Here is an 18,309-nt window from a genome sequence, read left to right on the forward strand (position 1 = left end):
GTGCTGGCTTACCGGTATCCGATGCTGAAATCGTGGCCCCACTGGCTCACCTTCGTGGCCTCGAACACCGCATGCTTCGACCAGTCGACCGTGAGGCCGCCGAAGCCGTATTCGAGATCGAAGCCGCCGGGGGTCTTCATGTAGAACGAGATCATCTGGTCGTTGCAGTGGCGGCCGAGCGTCGCCGACATCTTCACGTCGTGCGCGGCGACCCGATCGAGCGCGCGGCCGACTTCGTCCATCGAGTCGACTTCGGCCATCACGTGCACACAGCCCGACGGCACCGCCATCTCGAACAGCGCGAGGCTGTGATGGCGCGCGTTGCGGCAGTGCATGAAGTGAATGCGCTTCTCGGGTTCGGCGGGATCGGGCGTGAACCTCACGCGGTAGATGTCGGACAGCTCGAAGCCGAGCACGCCGCGCACGAACGCGTCGGTCGCGTCGAACTGCGGCGCGGGCAGCACCGCGTGGCCGAGCCCCATGTCGCCGGTGACGAAGCGCGCGACGCCCAGCGGCGACACGAAACGGCGGAAGTCGCAGCGCGCGCCCCAGTACAACTCGTGGCGGTTGCCGGACGGGTCGGTGCACCACGCCATCGCCTGCACGCGGCGCAGCGCGGCTTCGTCGCGCGTGGCGCGCACGGCCTCGACACCCGCCTGCCGCAGTGCCGTCAGCGCGGCGTCGAACGCGGCGCCGTCGGGCAATTCCCAGCCCGACGCGAAATAGCGGTCGGTCGCGCCGGGGACGATCACGTAGCGGAAATCGCGCTCGTCCATCTTCAGGTACAGCGCGCCGTCGGGCGCGTCGAGCACCTGCATGCCCAGCACGTCTTCCGCGTAGCGGCGCCACGCATCGACGCGGGTCGCCTCGACGACGACGTAGCCGAGCGCACGGACATCGATCATGTCGGCCTCCTCCAGGTTCAGAATCCGTTGTTCGTGAAAGGATTCTGGCCGGTCGGGGATGGCGTCACATCGTCTGTTGGGACGAGAGCGGGCGGGTCTTTCAGGACGACGCCGGCCGGGAGAGGACCGGGAATCGGACGCGCGCTAAAGCCCGGCGATACGGGTTGCAAGCGGGCGATGCGCGACGGAGAACGCGCAACGGAAGAAGGCGGGAAGCGATGGCGGATTGCCGCGACGCGGCAACCCGGCTCACTCGAACGGGTTCAGCAGCCGGACGCCGGTGCGGGCGAAATCGTCGACATTGCGCGTGACGACCGTGAGATCGTTGATCAGCGCGGTGGCCGCGATCAGCTTGTCGAGTGCGTGGGCCGGATCGGGTACGCGCAAATGGCCCCACATCTGGCTGGTCTCGAGATCGACCGGCAGGATGTTCGACGCATAGCCGGACAGAATCGTCGCCATCCATGCCTCGAGCGCCGACGCCTGCGGATGATCGCCGCGATGGCGGATCAGATCGACGCCGCGCCGAAGTTCGGCCACCGTGACGATCGACAGGTAAAGCGGGCTCGCGTCGGCCTCGGCCTGCCTGAAGAACCCGCGCACGCCGCGGTTGGTTCGCTTGCCCTTCCTGATCTCGCTGATGACGTTCGTATCAATCAAAAACACGCCTGACCTCGCCGGAATCCTGAACACGTTGGAAATCCGCGTCTTCGCCGACGTCCGGCATGCTCATCAGCACTTGCGCGAATGTCCTTCGCTTCGGCCGGCCGAGCGCATCGGCCAGAATGGCCCGATGTTCGGCCTCGGCACTCCTGCCGTTCGCCGCAGCCTGCTCTCGAAGGCTCTGAACGATACTGTCATCCACGTTACGCACCAGAAGATTTGCCATGAGTCCCTCCATCCAGATTGCTATCAATGATAGCGCCAACGCGGTGAATTGCAAGCATTGCTATCATCGTCGTGATCGGACGGAAGCCGGGTGTCGGCGTTGGCCGGCGGCAGCGGACGGGATGAAGCCACCCACGTTCCGCCGTCGGCCCGACGCGTCGAACTGCTGTCATCCAAGGTAATCCAGCCGCGGCGACGAAAAAAGACGGCCGAATGGCCATTCACCGACGGATAGTCTGCGCCGGTGGGGGATGTCCGACGCGCGCCGCACGACCATCACCAGCACCGCGACCAGAATCACGGACGCGATCGGCGACATCGTGCCGGTAACGACTGCGACGAACGCCTGGGCCGGCACGGTCCAGGTGAGTGCCAGGACGATAGATTCGAGCCGGTTCGGCCGGACGTTCCGGCAGTCGAGCAACAGGCAACGGGAAGGTCTGCGGATGCGGCCACGGCACGAAAGCGTCGAACGGCCGGAGCGCGGCCGTGCCATAACGCGCGTCCCGCTCAGAACCGGTACGAGATCCCGATCTGCAGCACCGGGTACCACCGATACCGCGACATCACCCGGTTCAGTTCGTCGAGGCCGCTGGCGGTCAGAATCTGGCTCTTCTGCGGTCCGGCCGCGGCGGCGAGTTGCGGCGACAGCGTGTACGAGCAGCGCGGGATGCCGTACGCGACGCCCAGGTCGGCGACGAAACCGAGCCCCTTCGACGCCGGCCGGTGCCCGTAGCCGATCCCGACATACGGCATCACGGTCGGATAGCGTGCCTCCGCGACCGCGTACATCCCGGGGAGCGCCGGATAACGCTTGCCGGCGAACACGTAGGTCCCGTCGGTGGGCACCGACACGCCGCGGATATCGTCGTCGTTGAAGCGCAATCCGATCGTCGCGCGAAAGCCGCTGCCGCGCCACGGAAAGATGTCCGCATACAGGCCGCCTTGCCGCAACTTGATGTCGTCCTGGTAGCGGTTGCCGGCCACCGTGAAGTCATGCGTCAGATTGATCGCGTTGAAATCCGCGTGCGCGCCCAGCACCGAATTGAAGCTGACGGCCGCGCCGATGCCGACGCCCTGCGTGCCGCCCTGCAGGTAGATTTCCTGTGCGTGCGCGCCGGCCGTGACTACCATCGCCAGCGCTGCCCATTGGTTCATTGTCATTTTCACGGGCGTCCCCCCGACATGTGCCGGGCGCGCCGACCCGCCACGTGCAGCGCATGTCGCCACGCGCGGCGGGTCCCCCGGCACGACATCTTGCAAGCAAGCTTGCTGTTTGACGGATCGAGCGTACGATGCCCGTGCGTGCCGCCGATACGACGCAGCGCGTCCGGCACGACGGGCCGCTATCCCGCGGCTCGATCCGATCCCCGATATTTCGATGTCGTTACGTGCCGCTCCCGCGATTTGTCGTTGCCATCGGTCGCGATTGTGTCGAGCGGCCCCGACCTAACCGCAAGGCATGTGCCATGCGGCGCGAACCGGCACGGGACAAGCGTCGCGGCCAAACGTCCGCGGTGATGCGGGGGAGAATCGACGGAAATGTTTCAGGAACGCATCTGTTTTCGGCACGTCAGCACCGTGCCTGATGCAGCGGAGCGATGCATCGGGTGCCGCGACGCGCGCCGGGCAAGCACGCGCGGCTGTCGGCACGCGCGACATCGCAACGGCGTGCAAGCACGTGTGACGTCACGCATGGCAGGAAATGTTTCATCGACGTGACCTCGCGCGAGTCGCGCGTGGTCAGGATGCGAGAAGCGCGCAGCGCGGATCAGGGTGAATACCGAGGACGGTGCGCGCGCAACCAGTTGCCGCCGAGACGGCCGTTCATGCGCTTCGACGCATGCATGCAGGCAGTCGCTCCCGGGCGCCTGCGGCGCGAAGATCCGGGATCGATACGGCGGATTCGGCGCCGAAAGCAACCGAACGTTCGTCTGCCGGGCCCGCTCTCCCGAGCGGGCTCCGCGCATCCGCTACAACCCGTACCCGCCCGAGACGTTCAACTGCTGCCCCGTGATGTAGTTCGCGCGATCCGACGCGAGGAACACCCCCGCACGCCCGATATCGTGCGCCTTCCCCCAGCGCTTGAGCGCGAGCATCTTCTGCGTGTCGTCGATCCACGCCTGGTCGAACTGCCCCTGTTCGAGCAGCACCGGAAACATCCCGGCCTCGATCACGCCGACCAGGATCGAGTTGGCGCGAATCTCGTGACGGCCCTCCTCGCGCGCGAGCCCCTTCACCAGCGCCTCGTTCGCCGCCTTCGGCGCGACCGACAAGCCGTCGCGATCCGGCCAGCGCAGATGCCCGGCCGAGCCGAGCGTGACGAACGACCCGCCGCCCGACGCACGCAAATGCGGCAACGCGGCCTTCGCCGCATTGAAGAAGCCGACCGTCTCGACCTCGATCGCACGGCGCCAGTCGTCGTGCGTCATGTCGCCGATGCGACGCTGGTTCACGAACGGGCCGGCCGCCCACACGATCGTGTGCACGCGGCCGTGCGCGCCGATCGCGGCCGCGAGCGCGGCATCGATCTGCGCGGGAGCGGTCACGTCCGCGCAATGCGTGGTGGCCGCGACGCCTGCGGCGCGCACCTCGCGCGCGACGCGCTCGGCCACCTCGGCCTTGCTGCGGTAACCGAGCGCGACCGGCACGCCGGCGCGCGCGAATTCGAGCGCGACGCCCTGCCCGATTCCGCCGCTGCCGCCGAACACGAGTACCGCGCCCTGCGGAAATCCGTTGTCGTTCATCCGTTCGTCCCGTTGATTTCGTGCCGTGCGCCGGCGTTCAGGCCGCCGCTTCGGTGCCCGCGCGCAGCCGGTACTTCAGCACCTTGCCGGCCGCGCTCGTCGGCAGTTGCTCGACGAACGTGAAATGCCGCGGCACCTTGTAGTTCGCCATGTTGCTGCGCGCCCAGTCGTTCAGTGCGTCGGCGTCGGTGCGCGCGCCGGGACGCAACACGACATACGCATGTCCGACCTCGCCGAGCCGCGTATCGGGCACGCCGACCAGCGCGACCTGCGCGATCGCCGGATGCGCGGCCAGCAGCCGCTCGATCTCGGCCGGATAGCAGTTGAAGCCGCCGACGATGAACATGTCCTTGATCCGGTCGGTGATCTTCAGGTTGCCGTTCGCGTCGACACAGCCGAGGTCGCCGGTATGCAGCCAGCCGTCGGCGTCGACGGCTTCGCGCGTCGCATCCGGCTGGTTGAAGTAGCCGCGCATCACGTTGTAGCCGCGCACCCAGATCTCGCCGGTCTCGTCCGGCCCGAGCGCCGCGCCGCCAGGCCCCGCGATGCGCAGTTCGACACCCGGCATCGGGCGGCCCGACGTAGAGGCGACCGTCTCCGCGTCGTCGCCGTGGCGGCACAGCGTCGCGAACCCGCATGATTCGGTCAGTCCGTAGCCGGTCAGAACGGTCTCGAAGCCGAGCTCCGCGCGCATCCGCTCGATCAGGCTCGGCGCGATCGCGGCCGCGCCCGTCACCGCGATCCGCAGCGACGACAGGTCGCGCGTCGCGCGATCGGGCGCATCGAGCAGCGCGTAGTACAGCGTCGGCGGGCCGGGCAGCACCGACACGCGTTCGTCGGCGATGCGGCGCAAGACGTCGGCCGGCTGGAACACGAGATGCGGCAGCACGGTCGCGCCGCTCGACAGCGCGGCGAGCCAGCCGGCCTTGTAGCCGAACGTATGGAAGAACGGATTGACGATCAGGTAGCGGTCGTCCCGGCGCACGCCGGCGATCGTCGCCCACCCCTGCGCGGCGCGCAGGTTCTGTCCGTGCGCGGTCATCACGCCCTTCGGGCGGCCCGTCGTGCCGGACGTGAACATCAGGTCCATCACGGTATCCGGCGTCACCTGCGCCTCCCGCTCGCGCACGGCGGCGAGCGGCACCGCCGCGCCGCGCGCGAGGAATGCATTCCAGCTTTCATCGTGCGCGCCGGACGGCGGCTCGCCGTCGAACACGACGACGCGTTCGAGCGTCGCGGGCCGGTGCGGCGCGAGCAGCGCCGGATAGGATTCGCCGAGGAAGGTGCCGCAGCAGAACAGCAGCCGCGCGCCGCCGTCGTGCAGGATGCCGCCCACTTCCATGCCCTTCATCCGCGTGTTGACCGGCACGAGGATCGCGCCGACGGTGTGGATCGCCAGCGCCGCGACGATCCATTGCGGCAGGTTCGGCGCCCATACGGCGATCCGATCGCCGGCGTCGATGCCGCTCGCGAGGAGCGCGCGCGCCGCCTCGAGACGCGCCGCGTCGAGTTCCGCGTAGGTCAGCCGGCCGTGCTCCGACTCGATCGCCGGATGCGCGCCGTGGCGCGCGGCAGCCCGCGCGATCAGCGCGGGCGTGGTGAGGATTTCGTTGTCCATCGTCATATGCGTCGAAACAGGGTTGCCGTCGGTGCCATCGACACGTCGCGGCTCAATCGGGGAACACCACGCGCAGCGCGTCGCTCGCGGGCCGCGCGCAGCAGGCGAGCGTCCAGCCCGCCGCGATCTCGTCGTCGTCGAGCACGTGGTTGCTGTCGAGCGTCACCGCGCCGCGTTCGACGCGGCACATGCACGCGCCGCACTGCCCCATCCGGCAGGAATTCGGCGCAGGCAGGCCGGCGCGCAGCATCGCGTCGAGCAGCGTTTCGCCGGGCGCGCTGTCGAACGCGAACGCCTCGCCGTCGAGCACCGTCTCGATCGCCGCGCCTTCACCGTCGCCGTCGCGATCGTCATCGCCGGACGTCGCCGCCGTTGCGGTCGATGCCGCCGGATCGGCCTGCGCCGGCGCATCGGGCAGCGACGCGAAGCGCTCGACATGCACGCGCGCACGCGGCAGCCCGAGGCCGAGCATCGCGGCGAGCGCGTTCTCCATGAACAGCGCCGGCCCGCAGATGAACGTCTCCTGCTGGCTGAACGGCCGCGCGAGTTCCTCGAGATGCCGCTGCTGCGGCACGCCCTGCACGCTGTCGAGCCAGTGGATCACGCGCAGGCGGCCCGGATGACGGTGCGCGAGCTGCCGCAGTTCGTCGCGGAAAATCACCGCGCGCTCGTCGCGGTTCGCATAGATCAGCGTCAGCATCCCGCGGCCGTGCACGAGCGCCGATTTCAGGATCGACAGCACCGGCGTGATGCCGCTGCCGCCCGCGAACAGCAGCAGGTCGCCGTCGAGCGTACGCGGCGTGAAGACGCCGGCCGGCGGCAGCACGTCGAGCGCATCGCCCGCGCGAATGCGGTCGCACAGCCAGTTCGACGCACGGCCGTCGCGCACGCGCTTGACGGTGATCTTCGGCGCCGCGTCGATGCCCGGCGCGCTCGACAGCGAGTAGCAGCGCGCGACGGTCGCGTCCGTGCATGGCACGCTCAGCGTCAGGAACTGGCCGGGCCGATACGCGAACGCATCGCGCAACGCGGCGGGCACGTCGAACACGAACGAGCACGCGTCGTCGCTTTCGGCGATGACGTCGGCCACGGTCAGCCGGTGAAAACGGGGATCGCTCATCGCCGGCTCCTCATGCAGTGCGAGCCGCGCCGGCCGCACCCGCCGAAGCCGTATGCCAGCCGGCTTCTCCCGCACGGCACCGCGCGTCGTTCGACGCCAGCGCCAGCGCTGGCGCAACACCGGCGAACGCGTTCAGCACCTGCGTTGCCGCCGCGCCGATCAACTGCACGAACTCGTGCACGATCGTTGTGTCCGCACCATTCTCGATATTGCGGTTCAATCTGCGTGTCATGGATCGTCTCGTTCCGATGCGGAAAAACGCGCACCGCCGTCACGCGACCGCGCGGGCCGCGGGCGCGCCGGGCGTCGTGTACGCACCGTCGAGATAGACGAGCGGATCGACGTCACCGCTCATCAGCACCTCGCGAATGCGCCCGATGAACACCGTATGCGTGCCGTATTCGAAGCGGCCGTCCTGCTCGCACACGAGGCTCGCCTGCGAATCGTGCAGATACGGCACACCCAGCGGCGACGTGTGCCACTCGCCGGTCGTGAAGCGCGCCTCGCCCTTCAGGCGGCCGCTGCAATCGATCGCGATGCCTTCATGCCGTGCCGACAGCACGTTCACGCAGAACGGTGCCCCCGCATCGAGCGGCGGATACAGCGACGCATTGCGGTTGATGCAGATCAGCAGCGACGGCGGATCGGTCGACAGCGAATCGACCGCCGTCGCGGACATCGAGTAGCGCCGGCCGTCGTGCGCGCTGCTGATGACCGTGACGGAGCGCGCGAGGCGGCGCATCGCGAGCAGCATGTCGGTGCGCAGCGGATGGGTGGTGAGATCGCTCATGGTTGGACTCCGTCAAGTTCTGTCGTGGACGGCCGGGCTGACCGGCCGCCGGCGTCGGCCGCTTGCGCGGCCAGGTGGTCGGCGGCGATGAACCCGAAGGTCATCGCCGGACCGAGCGTCGAGCCCGCGCCGGGGTAGCTCGCGCCCATCACCGATGCACTGGTGTTGCCGATTGCATAGAGGCCGTCGATCGGCGCGCCGTCGGCGCGCAGCACGCGCGCCTGCGCGTCGGTGACGAGCCCGCCCTTCGTGCCGATGTCGCCTGCGTCGATCCGCACCGCGTAGAACGGCGCCTCGTCGACCGGCCCGAGGCACGGATTCGGCCGGCTCCTCGGATCGCCGTAGTACGTGTCGAACAGGTTGTCGCCCTTGCCGAACGCTTCGTCGATACCGGTTGCCGCGTAACGCGCCATGTCGCGCAGCGTGTCGTGCAGCCCGGCCGCATCGACGCCGATCCGCACGGCGAGCGCGTCGATCGTGTCGGCTTTCACGAGCACGTCGCGAAACGCGTCCGGAATGCGGGAATCGGGCATCATCGACGCCGGCATGATCGGCCCGCACGGATACTTGCGGCGAAAGCGCGCGTCGAACACCATCCACGCCGGCACGCACGCGCCGGTGCGCGCATGGTCGCGATACATCGCCGGCACGAATTCCGAATACGGCGCGGCTTCGTTGACGAAGCGCTTGCCGAGACCGTTGACGATCACGCAGCCGGGCAGGTTGCGCTCGACGAACAGCGCGCGTTGCTTCTCCTCGCCCGCGACGCCGACCGTAGGCGCGCCCCATACGTGTTCCATCAGCGCGAGCGCGCCGCCGAGCCGGTGGCCTTCGGCGATCGCGTCGCCGGTGTTGGCCGGCGGCGTCGCGCTCCATTGCATCTGCGTCGGTTGCGGCAGGTAGCGTTCGCGCATCGGCTGGTTGCGCTCGAAGCCGCCCGCGCCGAGGATCACGCCGCGCCGCGCGGCGATTGTCACCGGCTGCCCGAAGCGCTGCGCGCGCACGCCCGTCACGCGGCCGTCGACGTCGAGCAGGTCGCGCATCGGCGTGTCGAGCCACACGGGCACGTTGCGCTCGAGCAGCGCGCGGCGCAGCCCGCCGATCAACGCGTTGCCGAGCGTCAGGCGCCGGTCGCGCCGCGTGCGGCGGCGCACGCCGAAATCGAGCCAGTAGCGGCCGAACTGCGCGATCGCGAGCCTCATGAAGCCCGGCCCGCGCGAGAACAGCGTGTGCGCCTCCTTCGACGTCACGGCGACGCGGCCGCCGATCAGCGTGCCGGGCGACGGCGGACGCAGCCGGTCGAGTTCGTCGCCGAGCAGCCCGCCGTCGAACGGCAGCGGATCGAGCGCGCGATAGCCCGGCATCGCGCCCGGCAGCTTCTGGAAATAGTCCGCGTACTTCGGCAGCGCCTGGTAGCGCACCGGCGTCTTCGTTTCGAGGTAGCGCAGCATCTCGGGCGCCTGGTCGAGATACGCGTCGAGCCGCTCGCGCGACGATGCGCCGGCCGTGCACGCGTCGAGATAGCGGCTCGCAGCCTCGCGCGTGTCGGTCGCGCCGAGCTCAGCGATATGGTGATTGCACGGCACCCAGATGCCGCCGCCCGAGACCGCCGACGTGCCGCCGTACAGCGCCGTCTTCTCGATCACGACGACGGACAGCCCGCGGTCGGCCGCGCGGCAGGCCGCGAGCAGCGCGCCCGCGCCCGAGCCGACGACCACGACGTCGAACACGTATTGCTGCGCTTGCGTGTCGTTCATCGCCGCCTCGTCAGATGAAGTAGTCCGTGTTCTCGCGGCCGAGCATCACGGCGCCGAGGTTCTGGCCGAAGCGGTCCACGTTGTTCGCGTAGTGCGCGCGGGCCGCGTGCAGGTCGAGGAAGCGGCGCACCAGCGGATTGCGGTGGTAGATGCCATTGCCGCCCGCATAGCGCAGCAGCGCGTTCGCGGCCTGCGCGCAACGCTCGGCGACCTGCGCGGACTGGTAGCGGAAATGCACGCGGCGCTCGATCGACACGGCCGGGCCGCCCGTCACCGACGCCATCAGTTCCGCGAAATTGCGCTTGAGCAGCACCTTCATCTCGTCGATCGCGACGGCCGCGTTCGCGCACGCGTTCTGCGCGCCCGGATCGTCGGTCGTCTTCGCGCCGCTATTGGCCGACACGCGCGTGGCCGCATAGCCGGTGAAATCGTCGAGCGCGCCCTGCAGCGCGCCGATGCACGACGTGCACACCGCGCGCACGAAGATCTGCGCGAACGGCAGCCTGAACAGCGGCGCGTCATTGACGGCCAGGCCCGGGCTCGTGCCCATCATCCCGTCGATCGCCTTGTGCGTGCGGTACGCGGGCACGAACACGTCGTCGACGACGATGTCGTGGCTGCCGGTCGCGCGCAGGCCGAGCACGTCCCAGTCCTGCTGGATCCGGTAGTCGGATTTCGGCAGCAGGAAGGTGCGGTATTCCGGCGGCTGGCCGGCCTCGGCCGGCGGCACCAGCGCGCCGAGGAACACCCATTCGCACAGCTCGCTGCCGCTCGAGAACTTCCAGTGGCCGGACAGCCGGAAGCCGCCGTCGACCGGCGTCACGCGGCCGACCGGCATGTAGGTCGACGCGATCAGCGTCGCGGAATCCTTGCCCCACACGTCCTGCTGCGCGCGTTCGTCGAACAGCGCGAGCTGCCAGTTGTGCACGCCGACGACGCCGTACACCCATGCCGTCGACATGCAGCCGCGCGCGAGCGCCATCTGGATGTCGAAGAAGGTTTGCGGATCGAGCTCGTAGCCGCCGTAGCGTTTCGGTTGCAGCACCTTGAAGAAGCCGGCGGCCTGCATGTCGGCGATCGTCTCGGCCGGGATGCGGCCCTGCGCTTCCGCCTGCGCGGCGCGGCCGGCCAGCGTCGGCGCGAGCGCCTCGGCCCGGGCGATCAGCGTGGCGGCCAATGCGTTCGAATCGTTGTCGCGATGCACGAATGTCTCCTGTGATACGGAGCGCGCGCGGCGGCGCCCACCCCGGTCTCTCTTTAAGTGATTCGTCGCGGGCGGCGCCGCGAGCGAGGGTTCCTGCCGACGATGGTCGGCTTCGCGCGGCCGCGCCGCATCGTCCGAAGGGACGACGGGCGCGACGTGGCGCGACACGCCTCGCCTTATGCGCAGGCGCGCTCCTGTTCCTTGTTGAAGAATGGGATCACGTGCTCGCCGATGTTGCGGATCGTCTCCATCTGCGCGTCGTGCGGCACCGTGCCCATCTGGCACAGGAACAGCACTTCGTCGACGCCCGCTTCCTGCAGGCGGCCCACGTAGCCGATGCAGTCGTCCACCGTGCCGTACGCATGGTTCGGGTTCATCATCGCGAGCGCCGGATCGGCGAAGTTCACGACGACTTCCTCCGACGCGAAGCGCGAGCGGATCACCATCTCGCCGGTATCGGCCTGCACGAGGTCGTCGCCCCACTTCGCCGGGTCCGGACGCTCGCCGCCCGTGTACCAGTACGCGAGCGATTCCATGAAGTAGCGCTGGCCACGGATGCCGATCTTGCGGGCCTTCTGGCCGTCGGCCATCACGACCGTCGGGCACAGCGCCGCGAGGTGCTGGGTCGGGCGGAAGCCGACCTGGTCTTCCGGCTTGCGGTTCGCCCACGCTTCGCGATAGATCGCGTTCTTCTTCGCGACCTCATCGGGCCCGCCGAAGCCGAGCACCAGCGCGCCCATACCGCGCTGGCCGGCGCGCAGCAGCGCGTCGGTGTTCGTGCAGGCGAGGTACATCGGCGGATGCGGATCCTGGAACGGCTTCGGATGGATCGGACGCTTCGGAATCTTGATGTACTTGCCGTCGTGCTCGATCTCGTCCTGCACGAACATCTTCGGAACCAGGTACATCGACTCGTCGATCATCGGCTGCAGTTCGTTGAGGTCGTAGCCGAACGCGCCCGCTTCCTGCTGGCTGCCGCCCTTGCCGACGCCGAAATGCACGCGGCCGCCTGACAGGATGTCGAGCAGCGCGACGCGCTCGGCGACCTTGATCGGATGGTTCATCGCCGGCGGCAGGCACACGACGCCGTGACCGAGGCCGATGCGCGTCGTGCGGCCGGCCAGGTACGCAAGGAAGGTTTCCGGCGCGCTCATGTGCGCATAGTTGGTCAGCGACGTGTGCTCCACGCACCAGATCGTGTCGAAACCGACCTGCTCGGCCAGCAGCGCCTGTTCGACCGTCTCCTTGAACACCCGGTGGTCGCCCTCGCGCGATGCGTCGGTGGTCTGGGCTTCGTAGATGAGGGAAAACTTCATTGCGTGCGTCTCCATGTATGTTGGACGAGTCGGGGTCGCGCAGCCCGCCCGCACGATACGGACGAATAGCGACGGTCCACGGATGGGAGTGTCGGCGCGCGGGCCCGCCCGGGCATCGTCTGTTTGGAGTAACGGCACGCATGCGGGGACAGAGGGGTTTCACCGTCGTCCGATCGGACTGCGTCGCGGCCGGCACCGCGCGCTAGCATCGAACGACGGTGCGGTGCGCGCCGGTCACATCACGACAAGGGAGAGAGGGAATGAAGGTATCGATGCTGCTGTACCCGGTCGACGACATCGACACGGCGCTGCCGCTGTTCGTCGACGGACTGGGCCTGAACGTGAAGTTCCGCGACGGCGACCGCTATTGCGCGCTCGACGGCGGCCCGCTGACGATCGCGCTGGTCGCCGGCGACGAGCAGATCGTCGAGCGCGCGGCGCTCACGCTGCGGGTCGATGAGGATGACGACCTTTACGCGGCGATGGCGCGGGTCGTGAAAGCCGGTGCGTCGGTGCGCGTGCCGGTGCAGGCCGGCCCGCACGAATACCGTGCGGTGCTGGAGGACAGGAACGGCGCGCTGCTGGTGCTTTCGCAGAAACGCGCGGCATGACACGGCGGTGCGTGGTGCGCGGTGCGTGGCGCGCGGACCGGCCGGCGGGGACCCGGCCGGATGCCGCGCGACGCGTCGCTGTCCGATAACAACGTGCGCTACCCGCCTTGATCGACCGCGCCGGGCGCGCGCAGGTCGCTGGTTTCCGGTAGCTCGAGCAGCGTACCGGCCGGCTGGCCGAGCCGCTTCGCGGCGCGCGCGATGCATTCGACGTCGGGCAGCGCGGGCGGCCGGTCGCCGTTCAGCGCATCGAGGCATCTTCCCGATGACCACCGGAATCGGTACCATCGAGTGCTCGTAGACCGGCCGTGCGCCGGCGCGCGCCTGCCGCTGCCGGGCCGCGCCCCCGTCGCGTCGCCGCCGCGCCGGTCGCCGCACTTCCCGTTTCGTCATGTCCCGCGAACCCTCACACTCCGCGCTGCTGTGGATCGTCGCCGCCGCGTTCTTCATGCAGTCGCTCGACACGACGATCGTCAACACCGCGCTGCCGTCGATCGCGCAAAGCCTGCATGCGTCGCCGCTCGCGATGCAGCCGGTCGTGGTCGTCTATACGCTGACGATGGCGATGCTCACGCCGGCGTCCGGCTGGCTCGCCGACCGCTTCGGCACGCGCCGCGTGTTCTCGCTCGCCATCCTGGTGTTCTCGCTCGCATCGATCGGCTGCGCGGCGTCGCACACGCTCGGCCAGCTCGTCGTCGCGCGCGCCGTGCAGGGCATCGGCGGCTCGATGCTGCTGCCGATCGGGCGGCTCGCCGTGCTGCGCCGCGTGCCCGGCGAGCGGTACGTCGCGGCGATCGCGTTCGTGTCGATCGCCGCGCAGCTCGGCCCGATCGTCGGGCCGACGCTCGGCGGCTGGCTCACGCAGGCGATTTCCTGGCACTGGGTGTTCATCGTCAACGTGCCGGTCGGCATGGTCGGCTTCATCGCGGTGCAGCGCTTCCTGCCGCACGACCAGGCGATGCAGCCGCCGCCGTTCGACTTCGTCGGCTGCGCGATGCTGTCGGTCGCGATGATCGCGCTGTCGCTCGCGATCGATCCGCCGATGCGCGCGCACCGCACCGGCTGGGCGATCGGGCTGGCCGTGCTCGGCGTGGCAAGCGCGCTCGCGTACCTGCCCCATGCGCGGCGGCGCGCGCAGCCGCTGTTCCGGCTCGGGCTGTTCCGCGAGCCGAACTTCGGCGCGGGGCTGCTCGGCAACCTGCTGTGCCGGATCGGCACGAGCTCGGTGCCTTTCATGCTGCCGCTGCTGATGCAGGTGCAGCTCGGCTATACGCCGCTGCAGTCGGGGATGATGCTGCTGCCGGCCGCGATCGCCGGCGTGATCGCGAAACGCTGGATCGCGCCCCTCGCGAAACGCTTCGGTTATGCGACGTTCCTGGTCGTGAACACGGGGATCGTCGGTGGCGCGATCGCCGGGTTCGCGCTGGTGTCGGCCCGGCCCGCGCCGGTGCTGGAGATGGCGTTGCTGGTCGTGTTCGGCGCCGCGAACTCGATGCAGTTCGCCGCGATGAACGCCGTGACGCTCAAGGGCCTGTCGCACGGCGACGCCGGCAGCGGCAACAGCCTGTTCACGATGATGCAGATGCTGGCGATGGGGCTCGGCGTATCGATCGGCGGCGGGCTCGTGAACCTGTTCGCCGCGCATTGGGGCTCGATGGCGAACGGCTTCATGCTGTCGTTCGTCTGCATGGGCGCGGTCACGCTGCTGTCGTCCGTCGTGTTCCGGCGGATCGATACCGCCGCGCCGCCGCGGCCGGTCGCGCCGCGGCCGTCCGCGTAAGCGCCGCCGCGGGCAGGCGCGGCCGTCAGTTCACCGGGCGGCGCTCGACGACCCGCTTGAGCACCCAGCGGATCGACGAACCGTCGGCCGGCGGCTGCGCGACGCGGTATTCATCGACTTCCAGCACATATTGATAGCCGGGCTGGTACGCAAAGCCCTCGATGCCCGCGTACCACAGGCTCCACGGCCCGGCCGGACTGCTGCGCACCTGCAGGCAGTCCATCGGCGCGACGCCCGTGCAGCGCGCCGCCTGCGGCGCGACATAAACGGTCCGGGTCACGGGCCGGCCGTCGGCCGGGCGGTCCGCGCGTGCATCCGGCGCGGCCGCGCCAGTCTGGCATCCGGCGAGTAACGTGCTGCCGGCGATCACGGCCGCGCCGAGCAGCGTTCTGATCTTGCGAATCATCTGATGGTCCTCAGGAAGCGTTGGCGGGCCGATTAGACGAATGCTGCGCCGGCAAAGTTCACAAATGGCTTACAGCGCGCGCGCCGCCACCCTCATTCGTGGGATGTCACGTCTGCACGGGCACGTTACCGTATTCCGGTGCAGGCAACCGCGCGCCGCCGCCGGCGGTCCGCATTCGCGCATGCACGCACCCGCACGCCCGGCGCACCGCGACCCGGCGGCGGCAACAGGAGACAACCCGATGACCACGGCGCCCCCGGCCCTTCCCCCGTGCCTTGCCCAATCGAAACTGACGCTCGAGCAGTACGACGCGCTGCTCGCGACAATCTACGAAGGCCCGCTGGAAGACGTGCCGTGGGGCGGCGCGCTCGAACAGATCCGCGTGCACCTGGACGCGAACTACGTGACGATGATCCTGCGCTGGCCCGCCAGCGGCCACGCGGGGCTGATGATCAATGCGTCCGCGGCGAGCGCGCCGCTGACCGGCGTCGCGTCGTACAACAACTACTATTACGCGCTCGATCCGTTCGTGAACCTGCCGAGCGATCGCGTCGTCACCGTCGACGAGCTGCTCGGCGTCGGCGTGTGGCGCCGCAGCGCGATGTATCGCGAGTTCCTCGAGCCGTTCGACGTCGGCTACCTGATGGGCGCCGACCTGCGCACGCCCGACGGGATCGAATGCCGCTTCCGCGTGTGCCGCTCGCATCACGGCCGCGCGTTCTCGGCGACCGACAAGGCCGTCTGCAATGCGCTGCTGCCGCACCTGAAGCGCGCGGTGCGGCTGCATGCGAAGTTCGGGATGGTCGAATCGGAGCGCACGCTGTATGCGAGCGCGATCGACCGCATGCTCGTCGCGACCGCGATCCTCGACGAGCGCGGCACGATCATGAAGACCAATTCCGTCGCGGACGAGATCTTCGCCGAATGCGACGGCCTGCGCGTGCGCGCCGGTGCGCTCGAGGCATCGTATCCGCTGGAGGACCGCAAGCTGCAAAAGCTCATCCGCCACGTGCTCGCGGAGCGCGCGGGCGGCGCGCCGTCGGTCGCGCAGGCGATTGCCGTGCCGCGCCCGTCCGGCAAGCCGCCGCTCGGCGTGCTGATCCGCACGGTCCCGCTCAGCGAATGGTCGGAGGACAATCCGCGCCGGCCCGCGTGCGCGATCTTCATCCGCGATGCGGAGCGCAAGTCGCAGGCGTCTCACGACATCGTGCGCAAGCTGTTCGATCTCACGCCGGCCGAGACCGCGCTGGCGCTCGCGCTCGTCAACGGATCGACGCTCGAGGAAGCGGCCGACGAACTCGACATCAGCAAGAACACCGCGCGCTCGCACCTGCGGGCGATCTTTTCCAAGACGGGTGTCACGCGACAGGCGACGCTCGTGCGGACGTTGCTGAACAGCGTGTTGTCGCTGGGGTGAGGTGTTCGACAGGCCGGGAAGCCGGATTCGTGGACGAGTTGCTCCCGACGCCGGAAAGCAGGAAGCGGCCTGCACCGAAACGGCCGATGCGGACGGTATGAGCGCCAGCCGTAAACCCGTTGCGCTTCGCCAAGTCGTGATCGTGTATTACCATCGGCGTTTCCTCGTACGCTTCGTCGCGGCGCGTGCGCCCGCCCGGCCACGGGCGAGCCGCGCCCCCTGTTCGCATGACCTCACCCGTTCCGTCCGACACCGCGCTGCGGCCGCAGCCGATCGACGCGCTGACCGTGCCGGCCGCGCTCGACGGACGCGCGGGCACCAATCGCTCCACGAGCGCGCATCCGCAGATCGCCGCGAACCATGATCTCGACGCCATGCGCGCATGGCTCGCACGCTTCGTCGATACGCCCACCACGTTCCAGAACTACCGCAAGGAGGCCGAGCGCCTGCTGCTGTGGGCCGTGATCGCGTGCGGCAAGCCGCTGTCGTCGCTCACCCACGAGGATCTCGTCGTGTACCGGCAGTTCCTGCTCGCGCCCGCGCCCGCCGACGTGTGGTGCGCGAACGGCGGTCGCAAGCATCCGCGCGGCGACCCGCGCTGGCGGCCGTTCTACGGGCCGCTGTCGGCGGCCAGCCAGCGGCAGGCGATGGTGATCCTGAACGTGATGTTCTCGTGGCTCGTGCAGGCCGGCTATCTGGCAGGCAATCCGCTCGCGCTGTCGCGGCAGCGGCAACGGCGGCCCGCGCCGCGCGTCACGCGCCATCTCGGGCCGCCGCTGTGGCAGGCGGTCAAGGATGCGATCGCCGCGATGCCGCGCGACGATGCGCGTGCCGCCTTCCATGCGGATCGCGCGCGCTGGGTGTTCACGCTGCTGTATCTCGGCGGACTGCGCATCACCGAGGCGGCCGACACGACGATGGGGCAATTCTTTGCACGGCGCGATGCGAACGGGCGCGATCGCTGGTGGCTCGACGTGACCGGCAAAGGCGGCCGCCAGCGCCTCGTGCCGGCCACCGCCGAGATGATGGCCGAGCTCGCGCGCTACCGGCGCGCGCATGGCCTGCCGGCGCTGCCGGCCGACGGCGAAACCACGCCGCTCGTGCTGCCCGCCGGTCGCACGCGCAAGCCGCTCACGCGCGCTGCGCTGCACCGGATCGTAAAGCAGGTGTTCAGGTTCGCGGCCGAGCGGTTGCGTGCGCAAGGGGATGCCGGCGAACAACAGGCGCGCGTGCTCGAACAGGCATCGGCCCACTGGCTGCGCCACAGCGCGGGTTCGCACATGGCGGACGGACGCGTCGACCTGCGGCTCGTGCGCGACAACCTCGGTCACGTATCGCTGACGACGACGAGCCAGTATCTGCACGCAGACGACGACTGGCGACACAGCGAAACCGAGGAGAAGCACCGGATCGGCTGGTGAACGGCGCGCCGGCCCCCTGCTTCAATACACGGCGGCCCAGTGCCCGGACACCCACGCCCAGTGGTTGCCGGCCCAGCGGTAATGACCTTTCGCCCAGCGATAACCGGGCGCGGGCGGCGGCGGCATCACTTCGGCGACCGGCGCAGGCTGCGGCGGCCGCGCGGGTTCGACCACGCACGCGGACAGCAGCGCCGCGCTCGTCGTCACCCATACGGCAAGCGATACGGATCGGATCTTCATCGTCGACTCTCCCTGTTGTGTAATCGATCGGTCGGCGGAGGCGAACCCGCGTACGCCGTGCATCGAGCCGTGCATCGCGCTGCGCATCA

Annotated in this window: 19 protein-coding genes and 1 pseudogene; 4 read left to right on the forward strand and 16 right to left on the reverse strand. The window is 69.3% G+C overall.

The features are described from left to right. Positions 1-8: 8 nt before the first annotated feature. From DID98_RS14010 to DID98_RS14075, 13 genes are all read right to left on the reverse strand, one after another. Positions 9-905 carry a VOC family protein gene (locus tag DID98_RS14010; RefSeq protein ID WP_124570883.1) on the reverse strand — a complete coding sequence of 299 codons (897 nt, stop codon included), beginning with the start codon at positions 903-905 and terminating at the stop codon, positions 9-11. A 249-nt stretch (positions 906-1,154) separates the two neighbouring features. Then, a complete protein-coding gene (locus DID98_RS14015) occupies positions 1,155-1,571 on the reverse strand; it encodes a type II toxin-antitoxin system VapC family toxin (protein ID WP_185500362.1) in 417 nt (138 codons plus the stop codon). Then, a complete protein-coding gene (locus DID98_RS14020; protein WP_014899176.1) occupies positions 1,558-1,794 on the reverse strand; it encodes a FitA-like ribbon-helix-helix domain-containing protein in 237 nt (78 codons plus the stop codon). The genes DID98_RS14015 and DID98_RS14020 overlap by 14 nt, the downstream gene beginning before the upstream one ends. Before the next feature lie 168 nt (positions 1,795-1,962). After that, positions 1,963-2,289, reverse strand: coding sequence for a hypothetical protein (locus tag DID98_RS36275; protein ID WP_260428072.1), 327 nt, complete (start codon positions 2,287-2,289; stop codon positions 1,963-1,965). Positions 2,290-2,303: 14 nt separating this feature from the next. Continuing rightward, positions 2,304-2,951, reverse strand: coding sequence for a hypothetical protein (locus tag DID98_RS14030; protein ID WP_409362213.1), 648 nt, complete (start codon positions 2,949-2,951; stop codon positions 2,304-2,306). Positions 2,952-3,766: 815 nt separating this feature from the next. Continuing rightward, entirely contained in the window at positions 3,767-4,540 is a 774-nt protein-coding gene (locus DID98_RS14035) for an SDR family NAD(P)-dependent oxidoreductase (protein ID WP_124570884.1), read from the reverse strand. A gap of 37 nt (positions 4,541-4,577) precedes the next feature. Continuing rightward, positions 4,578-6,164 (reverse strand): FadD3 family acyl-CoA ligase, encoded by a 1,587-nt coding sequence (locus tag DID98_RS14040; protein WP_124570885.1) that lies wholly within the window; start codon positions 6,162-6,164, stop codon positions 4,578-4,580. A gap of 46 nt (positions 6,165-6,210) precedes the next feature. Continuing rightward, positions 6,211-7,278 carry a ferredoxin--NADP reductase gene (locus DID98_RS14045; protein WP_124570886.1) on the reverse strand — a complete coding sequence of 356 codons (1,068 nt, stop codon included), beginning with the start codon at positions 7,276-7,278 and terminating at the stop codon, positions 6,211-6,213. A gap of 10 nt (positions 7,279-7,288) precedes the next feature. Continuing rightward, on the reverse strand, positions 7,289-7,510 hold the full coding sequence (locus DID98_RS14050) for a hypothetical protein (RefSeq protein WP_124570887.1): 222 nt from the start codon (positions 7,508-7,510) through the stop codon (positions 7,289-7,291). 39 nt (positions 7,511-7,549) lie between these two features. Further along, entirely contained in the window at positions 7,550-8,068 is a 519-nt protein-coding gene (locus tag DID98_RS14055) for a flavin reductase family protein (RefSeq protein ID WP_124570888.1), read from the reverse strand. After that, positions 8,065-9,825: an FAD-dependent oxidoreductase gene (locus DID98_RS14060; RefSeq protein WP_124570889.1), complete on the reverse strand. Its 1,761-nt coding sequence runs from the start codon at positions 9,823-9,825 to the stop codon at positions 8,065-8,067. Before DID98_RS14060 ends, DID98_RS14055 begins: the two co-directional genes overlap by 4 nt. Before the next feature lie 10 nt (positions 9,826-9,835). Continuing rightward, positions 9,836-11,029, reverse strand: coding sequence for an acyl-CoA dehydrogenase family protein (locus DID98_RS14065; protein ID WP_124570890.1), 1,194 nt, complete (start codon positions 11,027-11,029; stop codon positions 9,836-9,838). A gap of 176 nt (positions 11,030-11,205) precedes the next feature. Next, positions 11,206-12,345 carry an LLM class flavin-dependent oxidoreductase gene (locus DID98_RS14075; protein ID WP_044845714.1) on the reverse strand — a complete coding sequence of 380 codons (1,140 nt, stop codon included), beginning with the start codon at positions 12,343-12,345 and terminating at the stop codon, positions 11,206-11,208. Between the two features lie 260 nt (positions 12,346-12,605). Here DID98_RS14075 and DID98_RS14080 point away from each other — a divergent pair, with 260 nt between their 5' ends. Then, entirely contained in the window at positions 12,606-12,956 is a 351-nt protein-coding gene (locus DID98_RS14080) for a VOC family protein (protein WP_124484670.1), read from the forward strand. Positions 12,957-13,054: 98 nt separating this feature from the next. Here DID98_RS14080 and DID98_RS36280 read toward each other — a convergent pair. After that, a pseudogene (locus tag DID98_RS36280) lies at positions 13,055-13,201 on the reverse strand (LysR family transcriptional regulator); the annotation flags it as partial. Positions 13,202-13,347: 146 nt separating this feature from the next. Here DID98_RS36280 and DID98_RS14090 point away from each other — a divergent pair. Then, positions 13,348-14,736 carry a DHA2 family efflux MFS transporter permease subunit gene (locus DID98_RS14090; protein ID WP_124570891.1) on the forward strand — a complete coding sequence of 463 codons (1,389 nt, stop codon included), beginning with the start codon at positions 13,348-13,350 and terminating at the stop codon, positions 14,734-14,736. 25 nt (positions 14,737-14,761) lie between these two features. Here the strand turns inward: DID98_RS14090 and DID98_RS14095 are convergent, their stop codons facing one another. Continuing rightward, entirely contained in the window at positions 14,762-15,142 is a 381-nt protein-coding gene (locus tag DID98_RS14095; protein ID WP_124570892.1) for a DUF4377 domain-containing protein, read from the reverse strand. 241 nt (positions 15,143-15,383) lie between these two features. Between DID98_RS14095 and DID98_RS14100 the strand changes: the two genes are divergently transcribed. Together DID98_RS14100 and DID98_RS14105 are read left to right on the forward strand one after the other, a co-directional pair. Further along, positions 15,384-16,559 carry a helix-turn-helix transcriptional regulator gene (locus tag DID98_RS14100; RefSeq protein ID WP_124570893.1) on the forward strand — a complete coding sequence of 392 codons (1,176 nt, stop codon included), beginning with the start codon at positions 15,384-15,386 and terminating at the stop codon, positions 16,557-16,559. Positions 16,560-16,786: 227 nt separating this feature from the next. Further along, the gene (locus DID98_RS14105; protein WP_124570894.1) at positions 16,787-17,980 is read left to right on the forward strand and encodes a tyrosine-type recombinase/integrase; all 1,194 of its coding nucleotides are present in this window, start codon (positions 16,787-16,789) and stop codon (positions 17,978-17,980) included. A 21-nt stretch (positions 17,981-18,001) separates the two neighbouring features. On the opposite strand, the gene DID98_RS14110 is transcribed toward DID98_RS14105, so the two are convergent. Next, complete coding sequence (locus DID98_RS14110) at positions 18,002-18,220, reverse strand: YXWGXW repeat-containing protein (RefSeq protein WP_124570895.1); 219 nt, start codon at positions 18,218-18,220, stop codon at positions 18,002-18,004. Positions 18,221-18,309 lie beyond the last annotated feature (89 nt).

Origin of the sequence: Burkholderia sp. Bp8984 (assembly GCF_003853755.1) — a bacterium.
Taxonomy (GTDB): domain Bacteria; phylum Pseudomonadota; class Gammaproteobacteria; order Burkholderiales; family Burkholderiaceae; genus Burkholderia.